Source organism: Caballeronia cordobensis (genome assembly GCF_001544575.2).
In the GTDB taxonomy this organism is placed as follows: domain Bacteria; phylum Pseudomonadota; class Gammaproteobacteria; order Burkholderiales; family Burkholderiaceae; genus Caballeronia; species Caballeronia cordobensis.
The window spans coordinates 508,621-526,173 of sequence record NZ_FCNY02000001.1; the positions used below are offsets into that span (position 1 = coordinate 508,621).

15 protein-coding genes and 1 tRNA gene are annotated in these 17,553 nt (G+C 62.7%); 6 read left to right on the forward strand and 10 right to left on the reverse strand.

The annotated features are described in order from the left end of the window. Window positions 1–82 precede the first annotated feature (82 nt). Window positions 83–2,731, forward strand: coding sequence for a DNA topoisomerase III (locus AWB70_RS02375; protein WP_053567271.1), 2,649 nt, complete (start codon window positions 83–85; stop codon window positions 2,729–2,731). 84 nt (window positions 2,732–2,815) lie between these two features. On the opposite strand, the gene gvmR is transcribed toward AWB70_RS02375, so the two are convergent. Then, a complete protein-coding gene (gene gvmR / locus AWB70_RS02380; RefSeq protein WP_045450151.1) occupies window positions 2,816–3,901 on the reverse strand; it encodes a transcriptional regulator GvmR in 1,086 nt (361 codons plus the stop codon). A gap of 322 nt (window positions 3,902–4,223) precedes the next feature. Continuing rightward, window positions 4,224–6,095, reverse strand: coding sequence for a phosphoenolpyruvate carboxykinase (GTP) (locus AWB70_RS02385; protein ID WP_053567270.1), 1,872 nt, complete (start codon window positions 6,093–6,095; stop codon window positions 4,224–4,226). Between the two features lie 492 nt (window positions 6,096–6,587). Between AWB70_RS02385 and AWB70_RS02390 the strand changes: the two genes are divergently transcribed. Then, the gene (locus AWB70_RS02390) at window positions 6,588–7,604 is read left to right on the forward strand and encodes a D-2-hydroxyacid dehydrogenase family protein (protein ID WP_014190094.1); all 1,017 of its coding nucleotides are present in this window, start codon (window positions 6,588–6,590) and stop codon (window positions 7,602–7,604) included. A gap of 13 nt (window positions 7,605–7,617) precedes the next feature. On the opposite strand, the gene AWB70_RS02395 is transcribed toward AWB70_RS02390, so the two are convergent. From AWB70_RS02395 to AWB70_RS02405, 3 genes are read right to left on the reverse strand one after another with little or no spacing between them, the layout of a single operon-like run. Further along, entirely contained in the window at window positions 7,618–8,094 is a 477-nt protein-coding gene (locus tag AWB70_RS02395; protein ID WP_053567269.1) for an OsmC family protein, read from the reverse strand. 13 nt (window positions 8,095–8,107) lie between these two features. After that, window positions 8,108–8,977, reverse strand: a complete 870-nt coding sequence (locus AWB70_RS02400) for a patatin-like phospholipase family protein (RefSeq protein ID WP_053567268.1) — start codon at window positions 8,975–8,977, stop codon at window positions 8,108–8,110. Further along, window positions 8,978–9,385, reverse strand: coding sequence for a PaaI family thioesterase (locus tag AWB70_RS02405; protein ID WP_014190091.1), 408 nt, complete (start codon window positions 9,383–9,385; stop codon window positions 8,978–8,980). Between the two features lie 149 nt (window positions 9,386–9,534). Here AWB70_RS02405 and AWB70_RS02410 point away from each other — a divergent pair. Next, window positions 9,535–9,610, forward strand: a tRNA-Lys gene (locus tag AWB70_RS02410). Between the two features lie 57 nt (window positions 9,611–9,667). On the opposite strand, the gene AWB70_RS02415 is transcribed toward AWB70_RS02410, so the two are convergent. The 3 genes from AWB70_RS02415 to AWB70_RS02420 all read right to left on the reverse strand — a co-directional run bounded on the left by AWB70_RS02415 (window position 9,668) and on the right by AWB70_RS02420 (window position 11,312). Continuing rightward, window positions 9,668–10,348 (reverse strand): type II restriction enzyme NmeDI-related protein, encoded by a 681-nt coding sequence (locus AWB70_RS02415; RefSeq protein ID WP_053567267.1) that lies wholly within the window; start codon window positions 10,346–10,348, stop codon window positions 9,668–9,670. Continuing rightward, the gene (locus AWB70_RS38155; RefSeq protein WP_143281594.1) at window positions 10,314–10,775 is read right to left on the reverse strand and encodes an EVE domain-containing protein; all 462 of its coding nucleotides are present in this window, start codon (window positions 10,773–10,775) and stop codon (window positions 10,314–10,316) included. Before AWB70_RS38155 ends, AWB70_RS02415 begins: the two co-directional genes overlap by 35 nt. A 147-nt stretch (window positions 10,776–10,922) precedes the next feature. Further along, the gene (locus AWB70_RS02420) at window positions 10,923–11,312 is read right to left on the reverse strand and encodes a DUF488 domain-containing protein (RefSeq protein ID WP_053567579.1); all 390 of its coding nucleotides are present in this window, start codon (window positions 11,310–11,312) and stop codon (window positions 10,923–10,925) included. Between the two features lie 196 nt (window positions 11,313–11,508). On the opposite strand from AWB70_RS02420, the gene AWB70_RS02425 reads away from it, so the two are divergent. Further along, entirely contained in the window at window positions 11,509–12,891 is a 1,383-nt protein-coding gene (locus tag AWB70_RS02425; RefSeq protein WP_053567578.1) for an MFS transporter, read from the forward strand. 3 nt (window positions 12,892–12,894) lie between these two features. On the opposite strand, the gene dbpA is transcribed toward AWB70_RS02425, so the two are convergent. Both dbpA and AWB70_RS02435 read right to left on the reverse strand, forming a co-directional pair. Beyond that, window positions 12,895–14,277: an ATP-dependent RNA helicase DbpA gene (gene dbpA, locus AWB70_RS02430; RefSeq protein ID WP_045450139.1), complete on the reverse strand. Its 1,383-nt coding sequence runs from the start codon at window positions 14,275–14,277 to the stop codon at window positions 12,895–12,897. Window positions 14,278–14,281: 4 nt separating this feature from the next. Next, window positions 14,282–14,476 (reverse strand): hypothetical protein, encoded by a 195-nt coding sequence (locus AWB70_RS02435; protein ID WP_053567266.1) that lies wholly within the window; start codon window positions 14,474–14,476, stop codon window positions 14,282–14,284. Between the two features lie 233 nt (window positions 14,477–14,709). Here AWB70_RS02435 and hcp point away from each other — a divergent pair, with 233 nt between their 5' ends. Then, complete coding sequence (gene hcp, locus AWB70_RS02440; protein WP_053567265.1) at window positions 14,710–16,377, forward strand: hydroxylamine reductase; 1,668 nt, start codon at window positions 14,710–14,712, stop codon at window positions 16,375–16,377. A gap of 50 nt (window positions 16,378–16,427) precedes the next feature. Next, entirely contained in the window at window positions 16,428–17,465 is a 1,038-nt protein-coding gene (locus AWB70_RS02445; RefSeq protein ID WP_053567264.1) for a 2Fe-2S iron-sulfur cluster-binding protein, read from the forward strand. The last annotated feature ends 88 nt before the right edge of the window (window positions 17,466–17,553 follow it).

A 17,553-nucleotide genomic window follows, 5' to 3' on the forward strand; every position in this document is an offset into this window, starting at 1 on the left:
ACCACCGCACAAACCGTGTGCTATAAAGCGGTCGTTAAAGCAGCCCAAACCGGGTCGCTGCCAGTTACCCACTTATAGAGTCATGTCCAAAGCCCTGATCATCGCTGAGAAGCCTTCCGTCGCGAACGACATCGCGCGTGCGCTGGGCGGCTTCACCAAGCATGACGAGTATTTCGAGAGCGACGATTACGTCATCTCGTCCGCGGTCGGCCATTTGCTCGAGATCGCGGCGCCCGAGGAATACGACGTCAAGCGCGGCAAATGGAGCTTCACGAATCTGCCGGTCATTCCGCCGCATTTCGACCTGAATCCGATCGCGAAAAGCGAGTCGCGCCTGAAGGTGCTGACGAGGCTGATGAAGCGTAAGGACATCGACCGCCTCATCAACGCATGCGACGCGGGGCGTGAGGGCGAGCTGATCTTCCGGCTGATCGCGCAGCACGCGAAAGCGAAGCAGCCGGTCCAGCGCCTCTGGCTGCAATCGATGACGCCCGCCGCGATCCGCGAAGGCTTCGCGAACCTGCGCAGCGACGCCGACATGCAGCCGCTCGCCGACGCCGCCCGCTGCCGCTCCGAAGCCGACTGGCTCGTCGGCATCAACGGCACGCGCGCGATGACGGCGTTCAACAGCAAGGGCGGCGGCTTCTTCCTGACGACCGTTGGCCGCGTTCAGACGCCAACGTTGTCTATCGTCGTCGAACGTGAGGAGAAAATCCGTCGTTTCGTGCCGCGCGACTATTGGGAAGTGCGCGCCGAGTTCATCGCCGCGAAGGGCATCTACGAAGGCCGCTGGTTCGATCCGAAGTTCAAGCGCGTCGAAAACGATCCCGAGCAGCGCGATTCGCGCCTGTGGAGCCTCGCGGCGGCGGAAACGGTCGTCGCGGCGTGCCGCGGTAAGACCGGCACGGTGACGGAAGAATCGAAGCCGTCGACGCAAATGTCGCCGCTGCTGTTCGATCTGACGAGTTTGCAGCGCGAAGCCAACGGCCGCTTCGGCTTCTCGGCGAAGAACACGCTCGGACTCGCGCAGGCGCTGTATGAAAAGCACAAGGTCCTGACCTATCCGCGTACCGATTCGCGCGCGCTGCCCGAGGACTACTTGAGCACGGTCAAGGACACGATGACCATGCTCAAGGAGAGCAACAACTATCTCCCGTTCGCGAAGCAGGTGCTCGACAAGGGCTGGGTGAAGCCGAACAAGCGCATCTTCGACAATTCGAAGATCAGCGATCACTTCGCCATCATTCCGACGCTGCAGGCGCCGAAATCGCTGTCCGAGCCCGAACAGAAGCTGTATGACCTCGTCGTGAAGCGATTCCTGTCGGTGTTCTTCCCGGCGGCCGAATATCTCGTGACGACGCGCATCACCGAAGTCTCGGGGCATCACTTCAAGACGGAAGGCAAGGTGCTCGTCGAGCCGGGCTGGCTGCAGGTCTATGGCCGCGAAGCCGCGGGCGAGGACGGCAACCTCGTGCCGGTGCAGAAGAACGAAAACGTCGATGTCGAGAAGGTCGCAGCGCACGGTCTCGTGACCAAGCCGCCCGCGCGCTACAACGAAGCGTCGCTGCTCTCGGCGATGGAAGGCGCGGGCAAGCTCGTCGAAGACGAAGAATTGCGCGACGCCATGGCCGCAAAGGGCCTCGGCACACCGGCCACGCGCGCGGCCATCATCGAAGGGCTGCTCGGCGAGAAGTACATGGTGCGCGAAGGCCGCGAGCTGATTCCGACCGCCAAGGCGTTCCAGTTGATGACGCTTCTGCGCGGGCTTGGCGTCGAAGAACTCACCGCACCCGAACTCACCGGCCAATGGGAGCACAAGCTGTCGCAGATGGAGCGCGGCAGCCTGCATCGCGATCAGTTCATGCAGGAAATCGCGCGGATGACGCAGACCATCGTCAAGCGCGCGAAGGAATACGACTCCGACACGATTCCCGGCGATTACGCGACGCTCGAAACGCCGTGTCCGAATTGCGGCTCGCAGGTGAAGGAAAACTATCGCCGCTTCGCGTGCACGAAGTGCGAATTCTCCATTTCGAAGATTCCGGGCGGCCGGCAGTTCGAGATCGCGGAAGTCGAGGAGTTGCTGCGCGAGAAAACCATCGGACCGCTGTCGGGATTCCGCAGCAAGATGGGCCGTCCGTTCTCGGCGATTCTCAAGCTCGCGCTCGATGACGAAATCAAGAACTACAAGCTCGAATTCGACTTCGGCCAGGACAGCGGCGGCGAAGACGGCGAACCGCCCGATTTCTCCGAGCAGACGCCGGTCGGCGCGTGTCCGAAGTGCCAGTCGCGCGTATTCGAGCACGGCATGAGCTACGTCTGCGAGAACTCGGTATCGAATCCGAAGACGTGCGACTTCCGCTCGGGCAAGGTGATCTTGCAACAGGAAATCGCACGCGAGCAGATGCAAAAGCTGCTGGGCGACGGCCGCACGGATTTGCTGACGAACTTCAAGTCGTCGCGCACGGGACGCAATTTCAAGGCGTTTCTCGTCAAGCAGCCGGACGGCAAGATCGGCTTCGAATTCGAAAAGAAGGAAGCCAAGCCGGGCGCGAAGACGGCTGCGGCCAAACGCGGCGCTGCGGCGGAAGCGCAGTCCGATAGCGGCGATGAAAGCGGCGACAGCGATGTCGCCGTAGCCGCGAAGACGACGCGCGCGAAGCCCGCCGCGAAGAAAGCGCCGGCGAAAAAGGCCGCCGTGAAGAAGACGGCGGCGCGCAAGACGGGCTGATCGCCGTTTTTCCCCGAGCCAAAGAAAAACCCCCGCGAATCGCTTCGCGGGGGTTTTTCATTTGCGCGGCTTCGCGCGATGCTTTCAGAACGGCGAAGCGGCAGGCAGGCGTCCGCGCGTTCGCGAAGGTTTGGCCAGCTTCGGCGCGAGTTCGCCGTCGATCGGGCGCGAGCGTGGCGCGGGCGTCGCGGTTTCGTCGGCATGGTCGTAGTGGGCGTGCGCAGCCGGCGCCGGCCTGCCGCGGACATCGCGAATCCACTGCTCGCCAAGTTGATGATTCGGCGTCTGGCTGAAATGCTCGACGAGGTGATCGATGAAGGTGCGCACCTTCGCGGGCAAGTGCCGCCGGCTCGGATACGCGACGTTGATCTCGACCTGCGGCAACTGATAGTCCCCGAGCAGGCGCACGAGCTGTCCGCGCGTCGTGTCGGTGCCGATCAGATAGCTCGGCAGAATCGCGATGCCCATGCCCAGCAGCGCGAACTGCCGCAGCATTTCCGTATTGTTCGCGATGATCACGTTTTGCGGACGCACGCGCACTTCGCCTTCCGGGCCGGTGAACACGCGCTCGTCGCCCCAGTACTCGGACGGCAAACTCAAACACGGATGTTCGAGCAGATGCTCGGGCCGCGTCGGCGTGCCGTGCTTTTCAAGATACGCCGGCGTTGCGCAGACGGTCATGCAACCCGTGGTCAGCCGCCGCGTGACGACGCTCGCGCTCTTCACCTGCCGCGCGATGACGATGCCCACGTCGAAACCTTCCTCGACCAGATCGACTTGGCGATCCACGAGGGTCACATCGGGCACGACCTTCGGGTAGCGCTGCGCGTACGTCTGCAGTACGGGCGCGAGATTATGAAGACCGAACACGACGGGCGCGACGATCCTGAGCGACCCGAGCGGTTCGTGATTGCGCGCCACCACCATTTGTTCGACGTCTTCCAGCTCGTCGAGAATTTGCCGCGCCCGCTCCAGATAAACCTGACCGGACTCGGTGAGCGAGAGGCTGCGCGTCGTGCGGTTGAGCAGGCGCGTGCCGAGGCGGCCTTCGAGGTCCGCGACGTGGCGCGTCGCCACCGCATTGGAGATGTCCATCGCGTTCGCGGCCCGGGCGAAACTCCCGAGATCGGCGACCCGCACAAACACTCTCATCGACTGCAAATGATCCATAAGACAACTCCTGCCGCTACACGGCTTGAATTCTGCTGCAAAGCAATTCAGGATTATCCTAGGACTGAGGCAATCGTGCAGAAGTTGCCGGGAAGCACTAAAAAGTCGAAAAAAATCGGCTAGTTAGGCTTGTTACATCGATGAAAGATCACCGATTGTTGCTGTTCACACAACACAAGGCTGGCGGCACACCGGCAGGCGCAATGCTGAAAAGTACTGGCCGCGTCAATTTTGACGGTGTAGGCAAGAAAAAACGGGCCGGTTTTCACCGGCCCGCTGTTTTGGGGATTGATTCGGTTTTTGACGCCAATCCGGTGCGGCATCACGCCGCGAGACGTTTCTCCATGCCCGCCTTGGCTTGCGGCAAGGCTTCCGGCAGACCGTGTTTCAGCTTCGCGAACAGCTCGTCGTGGAGCGCGAGTTCGTCGCGCCAGGCGGTGTCGTTGACCGAAATGACCTGCTCGAACTGCTCGCGCGTAAAGCCGAGCGCGCCCCAGTCGATGTCCTCGTAGCGCGGCGAAATACCGAACGCGTGCTCCTCGCCTTTCGCCGATCCTTCGATGCGGCCGATCATCCAGTTCAGCACGCGCATGTTTTCGCCGAAGCCCGGCCACACGAACTTGCCGTCGTCGCCCTTGCGGAACCAGTTGACGCAGAAGAACTTGGGCGACTTCGCGTTCATCGATTCGAGTCGCTCGCCCACTTTCAGCCAGTGGCCGAAGTAGTCGGCCATGTTGTAGCCGCAGAACGGCAGCATCGCGAACGGATCGCGGCGCACGACGCCCTGCTGGCCGGCGGCGGCGGCGGTGGTTTCGGAGCCCATCGTCGCGGCCATGTAGACGCCTTCCTTCCAGTCGCGCGCCTCGGTCACGAGCGGCACCGTGTTCGAGCGGCGGCCGCCGAAGATGAACGCGTCGATCGGCACGCCGGCCGGATTTTCCCAGTCCGCGTCGATCGACGGACATTGCGACGCCGGCGCCGTGAAGCGCGCGTTCGGATGCGCGGCCTTCGCGCCGGTTTCCTTCGCGATGTCCGGCGTCCAGTCGCGGCCCTGCCAGTCGATGAGATGCGCGGGCGGCGTGTCGGTCATGCCTTCCCACCAGACGTCGCCGTCGTCGGTCAGCGCGACGTTCGTGAAGATCACGTTCTCCTTCAACGTGGCCATCGCGTTGAAGTTGGTCTTTTCACTCGTGCCCGGCGCTACGCCGAAATAGCCCGCTTCCGGGTTGATCGCGTACAGGCGTCCGTCGCGGCCCGGCTTGATCCACGCGATGTCGTCGCCGATCGTCGTCACCTTCCAGCCGTTCAGATCGGAGGGCGGAATCAGCATGGCGAAGTTGGTCTTGCCGCACGCCGACGGAAACGCCGCCGCGACGTGATACTTGCGTCCTTGCGGCGACGTCACGCCGAGGATCAGCATGTGTTCCGCGAGCCAGCCTTCGTCGCGGCCCATCGTCGAGGCGATGCGCAGCGCGAAGCACTTCTTGCCGAGCAGCGCGTTGCCGCCGTAGCCCGAGCCGAAGCTCCAGATTTCGCGCTTCTCCGGAAAATGGACGATGTATTTCGTGTCGTTGCACGGCCACGGAACGTCCTTGCGACCGTCTGCGAGCGGCGCGCCGACCGAATGCACGCACGGCACGAACTCGCCGTTTTCGCCGAGCACGTCGTACACGGCGCGGCCCATGCGCGTCATGATGCGCATGTTCGTCACGACATACGGGCTATCCGACAACTCCACGCCGATATGCGCGATCGGCGAGCCGAGCGGGCCCATCGAGAACGGCACGACGTACATCGTGCGGCCGCGCATCGCGCCCTCGAACAGGCCGTCGAGCGTCACGCGCATTTCCTGCGGATCGATCCAGTTGTTCGTCGGGCCGGCGTCTTCGCGGCGCTGCGAGCAGATGAACGTGCGGTCTTCGACGCGCGCCACGTCCGACGGGTCCGAGCACGCGAGAAAGGAATTCGGGCGCTTCTCGGGATTGAGCTTCTTCATGGTGCCGGCATCGACCATCTGCTGGCAAAGCCGGTCGTATTCTTCCTGCGAGCCGTCGCACCATTCGATGCGGTCCGGCTTGGTCAGGGCCGCGATTTGCTGTACCCATTCGATGAGTCGTCGGTGACGGACATATGCCGGCGCCTCGATCTCGACGGCGTTTTTATTGTGGTCTTCGACTACTGCGGGCTGGTTCATCGAGTTGTCTCCGTTCTTCTGCAATGAAAACCGAGTTGCCCATTCGACGCTGCATGCGAGAGGCGTTTGCGATTCGAACCGCCGGGCGTTTTCGTGCACTTCTGACAGAGGGTTTCATCGCACGAAATGCGGTTCGCAAGCCAATGCGGCGTCACGGGCGTGAATTCTTTCGACAGCAAACCGTACCTGCTCGCGGCTTGCGTCGCAAAGGAACAAACTGTTAAAAAGAGATACTAAGTGGCCTGCCTCCTCGCTGAATTACGTGTTTTCCGCTAGATGCGCGGAAATTCTCTATTTTGGCGGGGACGCACGACGCTCCTGAAAAATGGGGAGTCAAGCATAACACCGCATCGCGCGAATCTTGTGATGCAGCGCAATAAGACACAATTAAGCGCAATTTATCGGTATTTACCCGAATTTAAGCGACGCTCCATTTTCGCCTCCGATCAAAAAGCAGCACGTTTGATGCCTAACAAAAGCCAACCCATGCCCATGAAAATCGCCATTCTCGACGACTACCAGGACGCCGTCCGGAAGCTCGATTGCTTCCATTTGCTCGATGACCATGAGGTGAAGGTCTTCAATAACACGGTGCGCGGTCTCGGACAGTTGGCCAGCAGACTTTCGGAAGTGGACGCGCTCGTGCTGATTCGCGAACGCACGCGCATCAGCTCTCAACTGCTCGATAAATGTCCGAAACTGCGCATGATCAGCCAGACCGGGCGCGCGGGCGGCGGCCATATCGATGTCGATGCCTGCACGGAGCGCGGCATCGCGGTGCTGGAAGGCACGGGCTCGCCGGTCGCCCCGGCCGAACTGACCTGGGCGCTCATCATGGCAGCGCAGCGGCGCATTCCGCAGTACGTGGCGAACCTCAAGCAGGGCGCGTGGCAGCAATCGGGGCTGAAGACATCGGCGCTGCCGCCGAATTTCGGGCTCGGGCAAGTGCTGCGCGGGCAGACGCTCGGCATCTGGGGATACGGGAAAATCGGCAAGCTGGTCGCGGGCTACGGCAAGGCGTTCGGCATGAACGTGCTCGTCTACGGACGCGAGCATTCGCAGGGCGCGGCGCGTGAAGACGGCTTCGACGTCGCTGAGAGCCGCGAGGCGCTTTTCGAACAGAGCGATGTGCTGACGCTGCACCTGCGCCTGACCGATGACACGACGGGCATCGTCAAGCAGGACGATCTGATGCGCATGAAGCCGACCGCGCTCTTCGTCAACACGAGCCGCGCCGAGCTGCTCGAAGAGAACGCGCTGCTCAATTCGCTGCATCACAACCGGCCGGGCATGGTGGCGGTCGATGTTTTCGAGAGCGAGCCGATTCTGCAGGGCTACGGCCTGCTGCGGCTGGAGAACGTGATCTGCACGCCGCACATCGGCTACGTGGAACGCGAGAGCTACGAACTGTACTTCGGCGCGGCGTTCCGCAATATTCTCGCGTTCGATGCCGGCGATACGTCGAGCGTCTTCAACAAGGAAGCGCTTCAGCACGTGCGCCGCCGCTAGGCGACGCCTGCGGCTAGAGCGTCGAGATCTCGATCGACGGCTCGCAGCGCACCGGAAAATTCACCGAGTTCGCGATGAAACAGAAGCGGTGCGCCTCTTCGTGAAGGCGCGCCGCGAGACCGGCGTCTCCTCCTGCGCCGATCGTCACGCGCGGGCGGAGCGTCACATCGACGAAGCGTCCGCTGCCGTTCTTTTCCTCCTGCATCGTGCCGATGGCTTCATCGACATAAGCCGTCACGACGATCTTGCTCGTCGCGCACAGGTGGAGATACCAGAGCATGTGGCACGACGAGAGCGACGCCACGAACAGTTCTTCCGGATTATGGCGCGCGGGATCGCCGCGAAACGCCGGGTCGCTCGATGCTTCGATCGCCGTCTTCGCGCCGACGCGCACCAGATGATCGCGCGAGTAGGCGTCGTAGGCGGAGGTGCCGGAACCGAGATTGCCTGTCCAGTCGATGGTCAGTTGGTACGTGTGCTTCTTCGACACGGCGTGCTCCTCGTCAGGAGAGATGTTCTGCCATTTCAGCAAGACGCGGCAGACGCTCGAGAAAATCCTCGCCATCCGCACGGCCCAGGTCGTAAGCATGTTGCATTTGCGACGGGGTCGTATAGTCCCAGCTCGAAATCGGCACCTTGCGCGACGGCTGAATGTAGATGCGCTGTTGCTCGCCGTGCGGCACGACGAACATGCGCTCGCGCGGATAGAGCCGCGTGACCATGACGAGCACGAGACCCGGCGATGCATCGAGCGCGGAGACCGGCACGTTATCGACCATGCCGCCATCGAGGACGGGACGGCCGTTGCGTCGCAGGATCGGCGTGAACGGCGGTGTGCTCGACGATTGCAGGATCAGATCGGCGAGATCGTCGATGGTCGCGCATTCCTGCGCTTTCACGAATTCCGGATGAAAACCGAGCGCCTGTCCGAGTGTCGGATGCAGCGTCTTGCGCACGTACTTCTCGATGTTGTACGCGATCAGACCCGCGGCGACCGCGCTGCGCGCGCCGAGCCAGCGCGGCAGATGCGACACGCCGATACGGATCTCGGGCGCTTTCGCGAGATCGTGAAAGCGGTCCGCGAAGATATCGAGCAAGGCCTGACGATAGATGCGGTAATGCGGAAACACCGATTGCCCGCGCAGCAAATTGCCCCAGTAGGCGTTTCTTTTGTTCTCGCGCAGCGCCTCGGCGTAGTAGCGCATGACCCAGCGCGATTCGTTCGTGTAGAGCATGCAGGCCGTGGCCGCGCCCGCCGATATTCCCGCGATGATGCGCGGCCTGAGATTCAGCTCCGGCTGGATGACGTCCCAGAATCCGGCTTGCCACCAGCAGCGGTTGCCGCCGCCGGCGAATACGACCTGATCGAACATTTACTTGGCGATGAGCGCGTAGGTTGTCGTGGCGTGCGCGGCGAGTTCGCCTTGCGCGTCGCGCAGTTCGATATCGCCGAAGACGAGATTGCGGCCGCGGCGCTGGATGCGCGCGGTCACGAGGACGTCGCCGGCTTTCACGGGGCGCATGAAAGTCGTGTTGAGCGAGACGGTGGTCATCGGCTGGAAACCGCCCATTGCATGCGAGACGACGACGACCATCGCGGTGTCGGCCGCGGCCATGAACACCTGACCGCAGATGACGCCGCCTGCGTGGCGCAGGTGGTCGGAGTAAGGCAGGCGCAGCGTGACGGTGTTTTCGCCGACGGATTCGGGGGCGAGCTGCAACTCTTTGACCCACGGGGCGAGGATGCTGTCGAGCAAGGCGCGGATTGCGGTTTCGTCCATTTTTGTGTGCCGGGTTGGATGCGCCATGATACCGGGCCGTCGAGGAGCTGCTCGTTGGTTGTGTAGGAGGGGTTCTTCAAAAAGTTAAGAATTTTCGTTGCGGGGGCTTGCGCATCTGTAAAAGCAGACGCTATAATTTCGCTTCTGTTGGGGCGTTAGCTCAGTTGGTAGAGCAGCGGACTCTTAATCCGTAGGTCGAGTGTTCGAGTCACTCACGCCCCACCAAGTATTTGGAAGCCCGGTTAGCGAAAGCTGACCGGGTTTTTTGCTTTGTCTCCTCTGCTATTCGTCCTCGCCCTCCGCGTATTCGTCGAGAACCGAATCGGAAAAGTGAGCGAGGTGCTTCTGCGAGGCGAGTTCGCGCAGGCTGTCGTACGAAATATAGGTGCAGCTTTCCGCCAGAGGGCCCTTCTCCAGCAACGAGAAGACTGGCCGCCGAATTTCCTGAAACACTTTTTCACGACGCTCAAGCGGCGCGACAATGTGCAACCGGATATCTACGTTCGGCTGAAGCGCAAGCAGATCCGCCATTCGCAAGATGCCTGAATACACCGAGGTCGTATGCTCGACTTCAAATGCCCTAACGATATAGCGTCCGCGAATCCACAGCACATCTATCTGCTCGATCGTTCTTAACGTGGTCGAATCGTAGTTAAGCGGAAGTCGCTCAAGCAGGGATCGACGAACTTCGGGCTGTTCGGACAGAACGGGCGCTCTGTCATTCACAGGTACCCATATCGACATTCCCATCTGCGCACCGACTTTAGCCAGCAACGCTTGAATTTGATGCGATTCCCTTAGCGTCTGAACTGGAGCAGTCTCGTTGCCGTCAACCTCATCGACCTTCTGCGGGACGCTCACCGTCACTACCTTGTCGGCTCGGTTAACACGGTGCGTCTCGATCTTGCGTTTGAGTGAATCGTCGAGTTCATAAACGAGCTGGGAGATAGCTTGCGCCTGCACGGCCTCTTGTGAGCTTGATGCCGTCGTCGTCAGTCAGGCGTGTGAGACTTGCGCGGATGGTCCCGGTCCACTTCAGCGAGTCGAGCGCAAGTCTTCGTGTGAACGAGAGATTGCTCCAAAGCGCAGAGTCATGAACGGGAATCGAACGTTCAATATCCAGCCAGACTAATTGCCGCACATGAAAGCGGACAGAAAATGGATCGTCCGACGCCAGGAAGAGCGGAGTGTGATCTTCAAAAGGACCGTCAACAACCTCTAACAACCCGCACCAGCGAGACGCAGTTGTCACATAGCACACGAACACGTCGCCCTTTTTCACCTTCTGCGCCGACCCTTTTCGGGATTCACGAAATCCCGAAACGCTTCGGTTAGAAGCGGCAAAGGCGGCGTGTGTTTCGGGGCTGAACAGATTAACGAAGAAAGCCATGTTGATAGGCCAAAATCATCCAATACGATAGAACAAAGGCAATGATCCTACGACGCGCGCAAAGGGTGAAGGAAAGATATTTTCGGTGTCCTGCTCACCAATTCGTTAAGGGCACGCGCCGACGAGACATACTAAGGCATTCAACCATCACCCCACCACCTCCGCCCCCCGCCCCACCAACAACTCCCGCAACACCGACCGATGACACCGCCCTTCATCCTCGCAATAACACCCCACCGAAAAGTTAGCGCCATGCGACAACGCCGCCAATAAATCCAGCGTCCTGCTCGCATCCGGCTCCGCCATCTCCGCCTTGAACTTCTTCACGAACGCGCGCCAGTCCTTATCGCTCTCCGCGTGCAGCGCTTCCGTCACCAACGCCTGCGTCGGCGACAAAACCGGATACCACACGTCATAAAAATCGCGCTTGGCAAACTCGGCCTTGGGCACCCCGCGCGGCGGCCGGCGTACCGTGCCGATCCGCAAGCCCTCGTTCTCCGCGCGCGGCGTCCCGAGCCGCACGATTCGTATCGCCATCATCGGTCTCCTTCGATAAACAGGCACGCCACAGCATAACCGCTGATATCGCTTTGAAAGCTCCCGCGCTCACGCTCAGCGGACCGCACGAACTTCCCGTATCGTTTCGGATTATTCTCCTTCCGCTTACATCCGAATCGCCGCCGTGCCCATCGAAGAACGCCCCCACACTTCCGCCCGCGATCCCGACGCGCCGATGACCCCGCTCGAGCGCCGCGGCATGGCCGCGATCCTGCTCTCGGTCTCGCTCGCGACGCTCGACACCGCCATCGCCAACACCGCGCTGCCCGCGATCGCCGCCGATCTGCACGCGACGCCCGCCGCCTCCGTCTGGATCATCAACGCGTATCAGCTCGCGATGGTCGCGACGCTGCTGCCCCTCGCCGCGCTCGGCGGCATTCTCGGCCATCGGCGGGTGTATCTCGCCGGGCTCATCGTGTTTCTCGTCGCGTCGGCGGTCTGCGCGTTCTCGTGGTCGCTGCCGACGCTCGTCGCCGCGCGCCTGCTGCAAGGCCTGGGCGCCGCCGCGATCATGAGCGTCAACGCGGCGCTGATCAGCGCGATCTTTCCGCCGCATCGGCTCGGACGCGGCGTCGGGCTGAACGCGCTCGTCGTCGGCATTGCGTTCGCGGTCGGGCCGACGGTCGCGTCGATCGTCCTCTCGCTCGGCACCTGGCCGTGGCTCTTCGCGGTCAATCTGCCCGTCGGCATATTCGCGCTGATGATCGCGTGGCGCTCGCTGCCGCAGACCAAGCGCGCCGCCCACGGCTTCGATCGCATCGCGGCGCTGCTCAACGTGGTCACGTTCGCGTCGCTGATCTTCGCGCTCGGCGAGGCGGCACAGCGCGCGAGCACGCAGATCGTGCTCGCGTCGTTCGGCATCGCGGTCGTCGCCGGCGCGCTGCTATTGCGACGCGAACGCGGCCACCCCGCGCCGATGCTCCCCGTCGATCTCTTTCGCCGTCCGATGTTCGCGCTCTCGACGATGACCGCCATCTGCTCGTTCGCCGCGCAGGGGCTCGCGTTCGTGTCGCTGCCGTTTTTCTTCGAAAGCGTGCTGGGCCGCAGTCAGGTCGAAACCGGGTTCCTGATGACGCCGTGGTCCGCGCTCGTCGCGGTGATGGCGCCGATCGCGGGACGCATGTCGGATCGTCACTCGCCCGGTTTGCTGGGCGGCGTCGGACTGGCCATTCTGTGCGTGGGGATGGTGTCGCTCGCGATGTTGCCCGCCGAGCCGCATGCGCTGGAAATCTGCATCCGCATGGCGATTTGCGGCGCGGGTTTCGGCTTCTTTCAGTCGCCGAACCTGAAGGCGTTCATGTCGAGCGCGCCGCGCGAACGAAGCGGCGGCGCGAGCGGCACGATCGCGACATCGCGTCTGATCGGGCAAGCGACGGGCGCGGCGCTCGTCGCGTTGTGCTTCAGCATCGCGGGAAAGCATGGTCCGACGCTCGCGCTCTCGCTCGGTGCGGCGTTCGCGGGCGCGGGCAGCGTCGCGAGCGGCTTGCGGCTCGTCACGCGCGAGCCGTCGCAGGCGGCATCGGAGAAAATCGCGGTGGAGCCTTCCCGGAAGGCGTGAAGCTCACATGCGCCGCACTTTCACCTTGCGGCCTTTTAGCTTCCCCACGCTCAGTTTGCGCACGGCGTCATCGGCGGCGGTTCGTTCGACGGCCACGTACGTGACCATGTCCATCACGTTGATCTTGCCGATCTGCTTGCCGTCGAAGCCCGCTTCGCCGGTGAGCGCGCCGAGCACGTCGCCCGGGCGGATCTTGTCCTTGCGGCCGCCGAGGATTTGCAGCGTCGCCATCGGCGGCTTCAGGTGTCCCGGTTCCGCCGACGTCAGCTCGTCGAGCGGATGCCACTCCACTTCCTTGCGCTGCGCCTCTTCGATCGCGCCGACGCGGCCCATCTCGTCCATGCTCGCGAGCGACAGCGCCCAGCCCTCTTCGCCCGCGCGCCCCGTCCGGCCGATGCGGTGCACATGCACTTCCGGGTCGGGCGTTACGTCGACGTTGATCACCGCTTCCAGCTGCGCGATGTCGAGACCGCGCGCGGCGACATCGGTGGCAACGAGCACGGAGCAACTCCGGTTGGCGAACTGCACGAGCACCTGATCGCGCTCGCGTTGCTCCAGCTCACCATGCAGAGTCAGCGCCTCGAAACCTTGCGCGCGCAACACGTCGAGCAGATCGCGGCATTGCTGCTTCGTGTTGCAGAACGCAAGCGTGCTCACCGGGCGATAGTGATCGAGCAGCAACCCCACCGCATGCAGGCGCTCGTGATCCTCGACCTGATAGAAGCGCTGCTTGATCTTAGCGTTGCTGTGCTGTTCGGTGAGCTTGACCTCGCGCGGATTGCGCAGGAACTGCTGGCTCAGTTTCGCGATGCCTTCCGGATATGTCGCCGAGAACAGCAAGGTCTGACGCTCCTTCGGACACTGCCGCGCGACGGACGCGATGTCGTCGAAGAAGCCCATGTCCAGCATGCGATCGGCTTCGTCGAGAACGAGCGTGCGCACGGCATCGAGCGAGAGCGTCTCGCGCTGCAAGTGATCCATGATACGGCCCGGCGTGCCGACGACAATATGCGCGCCATGCTCCAGACTCGCGATCTGCGGGCGCATCGGCGTGCCGCCGCATAGCGTCAGCACTTTCACGTTGTCCTCCGCGCGCGCGAGGCGGCGGATTTCCTGCGTGACCTGATCGGCGAGTTCGCGCGTCGGGCAGAGCACGAGCGCCTGCACGGCGAACCGGCTCGAATCGAGTTTCGATAACAGCGGCAGCGTGAACGCCGCCGTCTTGCCGCTGCCGGTTTTCGCCTGCGCGATGAGATCGTGGCCCGCGAGCGCGGGCGGCAGGCTCGCGGCCTGGATCGGCGTCATCGACAGATAGCCGAGTTGCTGCAGGTTCGACTGCATCGCGGGCGAAAGCGGCAGGCTGGCGAAGGAGGTGTCGGTCGTCATGATTTCAGCGTGTTCCGTGCGGCGGGATGTCGGTGATCTGCTCGTACGTGGTCGCGCCGTCGTCGGCCGTGTGGCGCGTCACGTAGTTACGCGCGCCGCACATCGGGCAACGGAACAGCAATCCCTGGCCCTCGTTCTTGATGACGACGTCCGATAGTTCCCATTCCGCGCCGCAGGATTGATTTCGACAAGTGAACATTTGGTGGCTCTCTTCCATGCGTGACGCGTTTGATCGGTTCAAAGGCGAGAGTGTACGCGGGGTCGGCGGCCAGCGTGCCCGCGCCGTTGTGTCACAGATTTTTATCGCTTCCGATGACGGCCGTCATTGAAGCGCCGACACGCGGTCATCGCACTTAAAGATGCATTTACCATACCTCTTACTGCGACGTGATTCGTTGCCCGATCAACGACTGACATGAAAAAGGAGTCACCGTGTTTTGTTATCAATGTGAGCAGACTGACCGGACGGGCGCGCAGCCGGGTTGCGCCTCCGCGAAGGGAAATTGCGGAAAAGATGCGACGACGGCCGATCTGCAGGACCTGCTCATGCATGCGGTGAAGGGGATCGCGCAATACACCAGCCTGGCCCGTGCAATGGGTCATGTCGACCGCGAAGCCGATCGCTTCATGCTCTACGCGATGTTCACGACGCTCACGAACGTCAACTTCAATGCCGCGCGCTTCGTCGTCTTGCTTCGAGAAGCGGCGCAGCACCGCGACCGCGTGCGGGCGTCGTACGAAAACATCGCCGGTGCGGCGGGCCGACCGGTTCAGACTCCGACGGGCGCAGCCGCATGGCAGCCGGCCGACGACCTGGCGGGCCTGCTCGCACAGGCACAGACCGTGGGGATCGACGCCTGCATCGAGACGGTCGGCGCGGATGTCATCGGTCTTCGTGCGCTGGTGCTTTATGGGCTTAAGGGCGTGAGCGCCTACGCCCATCACGCGCAGGTGCTCGGCAAGGAAAGCGACGCGATCTACGCGGGTGTCGAGGCGGCGCTTTGCTTCCTCGCCACCGATCCCGTCGATGTCGATGCGCTCCTCGCGCAAGCGCTGCAACTCGGCACCGTGAATCTCGACGTGATGGCGCTGCTCGATGAAGCGAACACGGGCCGCTTCGGGCCTCAGGAGCCGGGCGCGGTGCGCGTGACACCGGTCGCGGGCAAGGCGATTCTCGTCTCCGGTCATGATCTCGGCGACCTGCACGCGCTGCTGGAGCAGACGCAAGGAACCGGTGTTCAGATCTATACGCACGGCGAGATGCTTCCCGCGCACGCGTATCCGCGGCTCAAGTCATACGCGCATCTTGCGGGCAACTATGGCGGCGCGTGGCAGGATCAGCAGTCGGATTTCGCGAATTTCCCCGGCCCGATCCTGATGACGTCCAACTGCATCATCGAGCCGCGGCCTCAGTATCGTCAGCGCATCTTCACGACCGGACCGGTGGGCTGGCCTGGCGTGCGCCATATCGAGAACCACGATTTCTCGATGCTGATTCAGGCTGCGAAGGCGTTGCCGGGATTCGCGGACACCGCGCCGGAGCAGACCATCACCGTGGGCTTCGGACGCCACGCGGTGCTCGGTGTCGCCGACAAGGTGATCGACGCCGTGAAAACCGGCGCCATCAAACATTTCTTCCTGATCGGCGGCTGCGACGGCGCCGCGCCCGGCCGCAACTACTACACCGAGTTTGCCGAACAGACGCCGGACGATACCGTCGTGATGACGCTCGGCTGCAACAAATATCGCTTCAACCGGCACGCGTTCGGCGATATCGGCGGTATTCCGCGGCTGCTCGATCTCGGCCAGTGCAACGACGCGTATTCCGCGATCCGCATCGCGACCGCGCTTGCCGACGCGTTCGAATGTGGCGTCAACGACTTGCCGCTGTCGCTCATCGTTTCGTGGTTCGAGCAGAAGGCGGCCGCCGTCCTGCTGACGCTGCTCGCACTGGGAATCAGGAATATCCGGCTCGGGCCGACGTTGCCCGCGTTCCTGACGCCGAACATGCTCGCGATTCTCGTCGACAAGTTCGCCATTCAGCCGATCGGCGATGCGCGCTCCGACCTCGCTGCCGCGCTTTCCGCCAAGGCCGCGTAAGCCCCTCGCCGGATGCGGCATACGCGTCCGGCTATTCCTATCGCGTTGCTATGACCTTCCGCATCGATTTGACGGCACGAGACGCGCAGCGATTGAGCTTCGACTGCGCGCCCGATCAAGACCTGCTCACCGCCGCGGCGGCGGCCGATATCGTGCTGCCCTCGCAGTGCAGGAAAGGCAGTTGCGGTGCGTGCCATGCCGTCGTGACGCACGGCGATTTCCGCATGGGCGACCACAGCGCCGAGGCACTTTCGCGCGATCAAGCCGGCGCGATGCTCATGTGCAGAACGATGCCATGTAGCGATCTGCAAGTCAGCCTGCCCTACGATCACACGAAAGTGCTGCGCCAGCCAGTGCCGCGCCGGACGACGACGATCGTGAGCCTCGACACGATTGCGCGGCACACCGTGCGCCTCGTGCTCGAAATTTCCCCGGACGCGGAGGGCGGCTGCGCGGCCGAGTTCGAAGCCGGGCAGTTCATGGAACTGGAAATTCCGGGCACCGACGAACGTCGTCCTTATTCGCTCGCGAACACGAGCAATTGGGAGGGACGGCTCGAATTCATGATCCGATTGCAGCCGGACGGACGCTTCTCCACTTTTCTGCGTAAGCGCGCGCGGCTCGGCGAGCAGATCGTCGTGCGCGGTCCGTTGGGCGGCTTCGGCATCCGCGAGGGCAGTCTTCGACCGCGCTGGTTCGTCGCCGGCGGCACGGGCGTGGCGCCCATGCTTTCGATGCTGCGGCGCATGGCCGACTTTCAGGAGATCCAGGACGCGCGGCTATTTTTCGGCGTGAACGAGGAAAGCGAGTTGTTCCTCGAAGACGAACTCAAAGAACTCCGTACGCTGATGCCACAACTTTCGGTCGAGTTGTGCGTCTGGAGGCCGGGCGATGCGTGGCAAGGTTTTCGCGGCACGCCGGTCGATGCGCTGCACGCGGCGTTGGCCAGCGCGAATGCTCAGCCCGATATTTACGTCTGCGGACCACCCGCGTTGATCCGGGCGGCCGAGCAGTTGGCCGCTGCATCGAACCTGCCTGCCGAGCAGTTCGCCAGCGAGCGGTTCGCATCGGGAGCGGCCGCGGCCTGAGAGCAAGCGCGCCGTGTTCCGCAAAGTCCGCAAGAAAAGCTAAAGCGTGTCGTGCTACTTTGCTTGCCAGTCGAGTTGAAATTCTTCG

Excerpts from the sequence above, each read along its gene's own strand:
- AWB70_RS02375 (WP_053567271.1), top strand. The coding sequence starts at position 83 with ATGTCCAAAGCCCTGATCATCGCTGAGAAGCCTTCCGTCGCGAACGAC.
- gvmR (WP_045450151.1), bottom strand. The coding sequence starts at position 3,901 with ATGGATCATTTGCAGTCGATGAGAGTGTTTGTGCGGGTCGCCGATCTC.
- AWB70_RS02385 (WP_053567270.1), bottom strand. The coding sequence starts at position 6,095 with ATGAACCAGCCCGCAGTAGTCGAAGACCACAATAAAAACGCCGTCGAG.
- AWB70_RS02390 (WP_014190094.1), top strand. The coding sequence starts at position 6,588 with ATGAAAATCGCCATTCTCGACGACTACCAGGACGCCGTCCGGAAGCTC.
- AWB70_RS02400 (WP_053567268.1), bottom strand. The coding sequence starts at position 8,977 with ATGTTCGATCAGGTCGTATTCGCCGGCGGCGGCAACCGCTGCTGGTGG.
- AWB70_RS02405 (WP_014190091.1), bottom strand. The coding sequence starts at position 9,385 with ATGGACGAAACCGCAATCCGCGCCTTGCTCGACAGCATCCTCGCCCCG.
- AWB70_RS38155 (WP_143281594.1), bottom strand. The coding sequence starts at position 10,775 with ATGGCTTTCTTCGTTAATCTGTTCAGCCCCGAAACACACGCCGCCTTT.
- AWB70_RS02420 (WP_053567579.1), bottom strand. The coding sequence starts at position 11,312 with ATGGCGATACGAATCGTGCGGCTCGGGACGCCGCGCGCGGAGAACGAG.
- AWB70_RS02425 (WP_053567578.1), top strand. The coding sequence starts at position 11,509 with ATGACCCCGCTCGAGCGCCGCGGCATGGCCGCGATCCTGCTCTCGGTC.
- dbpA (WP_045450139.1), bottom strand. The coding sequence starts at position 14,277 with ATGACGACCGACACCTCCTTCGCCAGCCTGCCGCTTTCGCCCGCGATG.
- AWB70_RS02435 (WP_053567266.1), bottom strand. The coding sequence starts at position 14,476 with ATGTTCACTTGTCGAAATCAATCCTGCGGCGCGGAATGGGAACTATCG.
- AWB70_RS02445 (WP_053567264.1), top strand. The coding sequence starts at position 16,428 with ATGACCTTCCGCATCGATTTGACGGCACGAGACGCGCAGCGATTGAGC.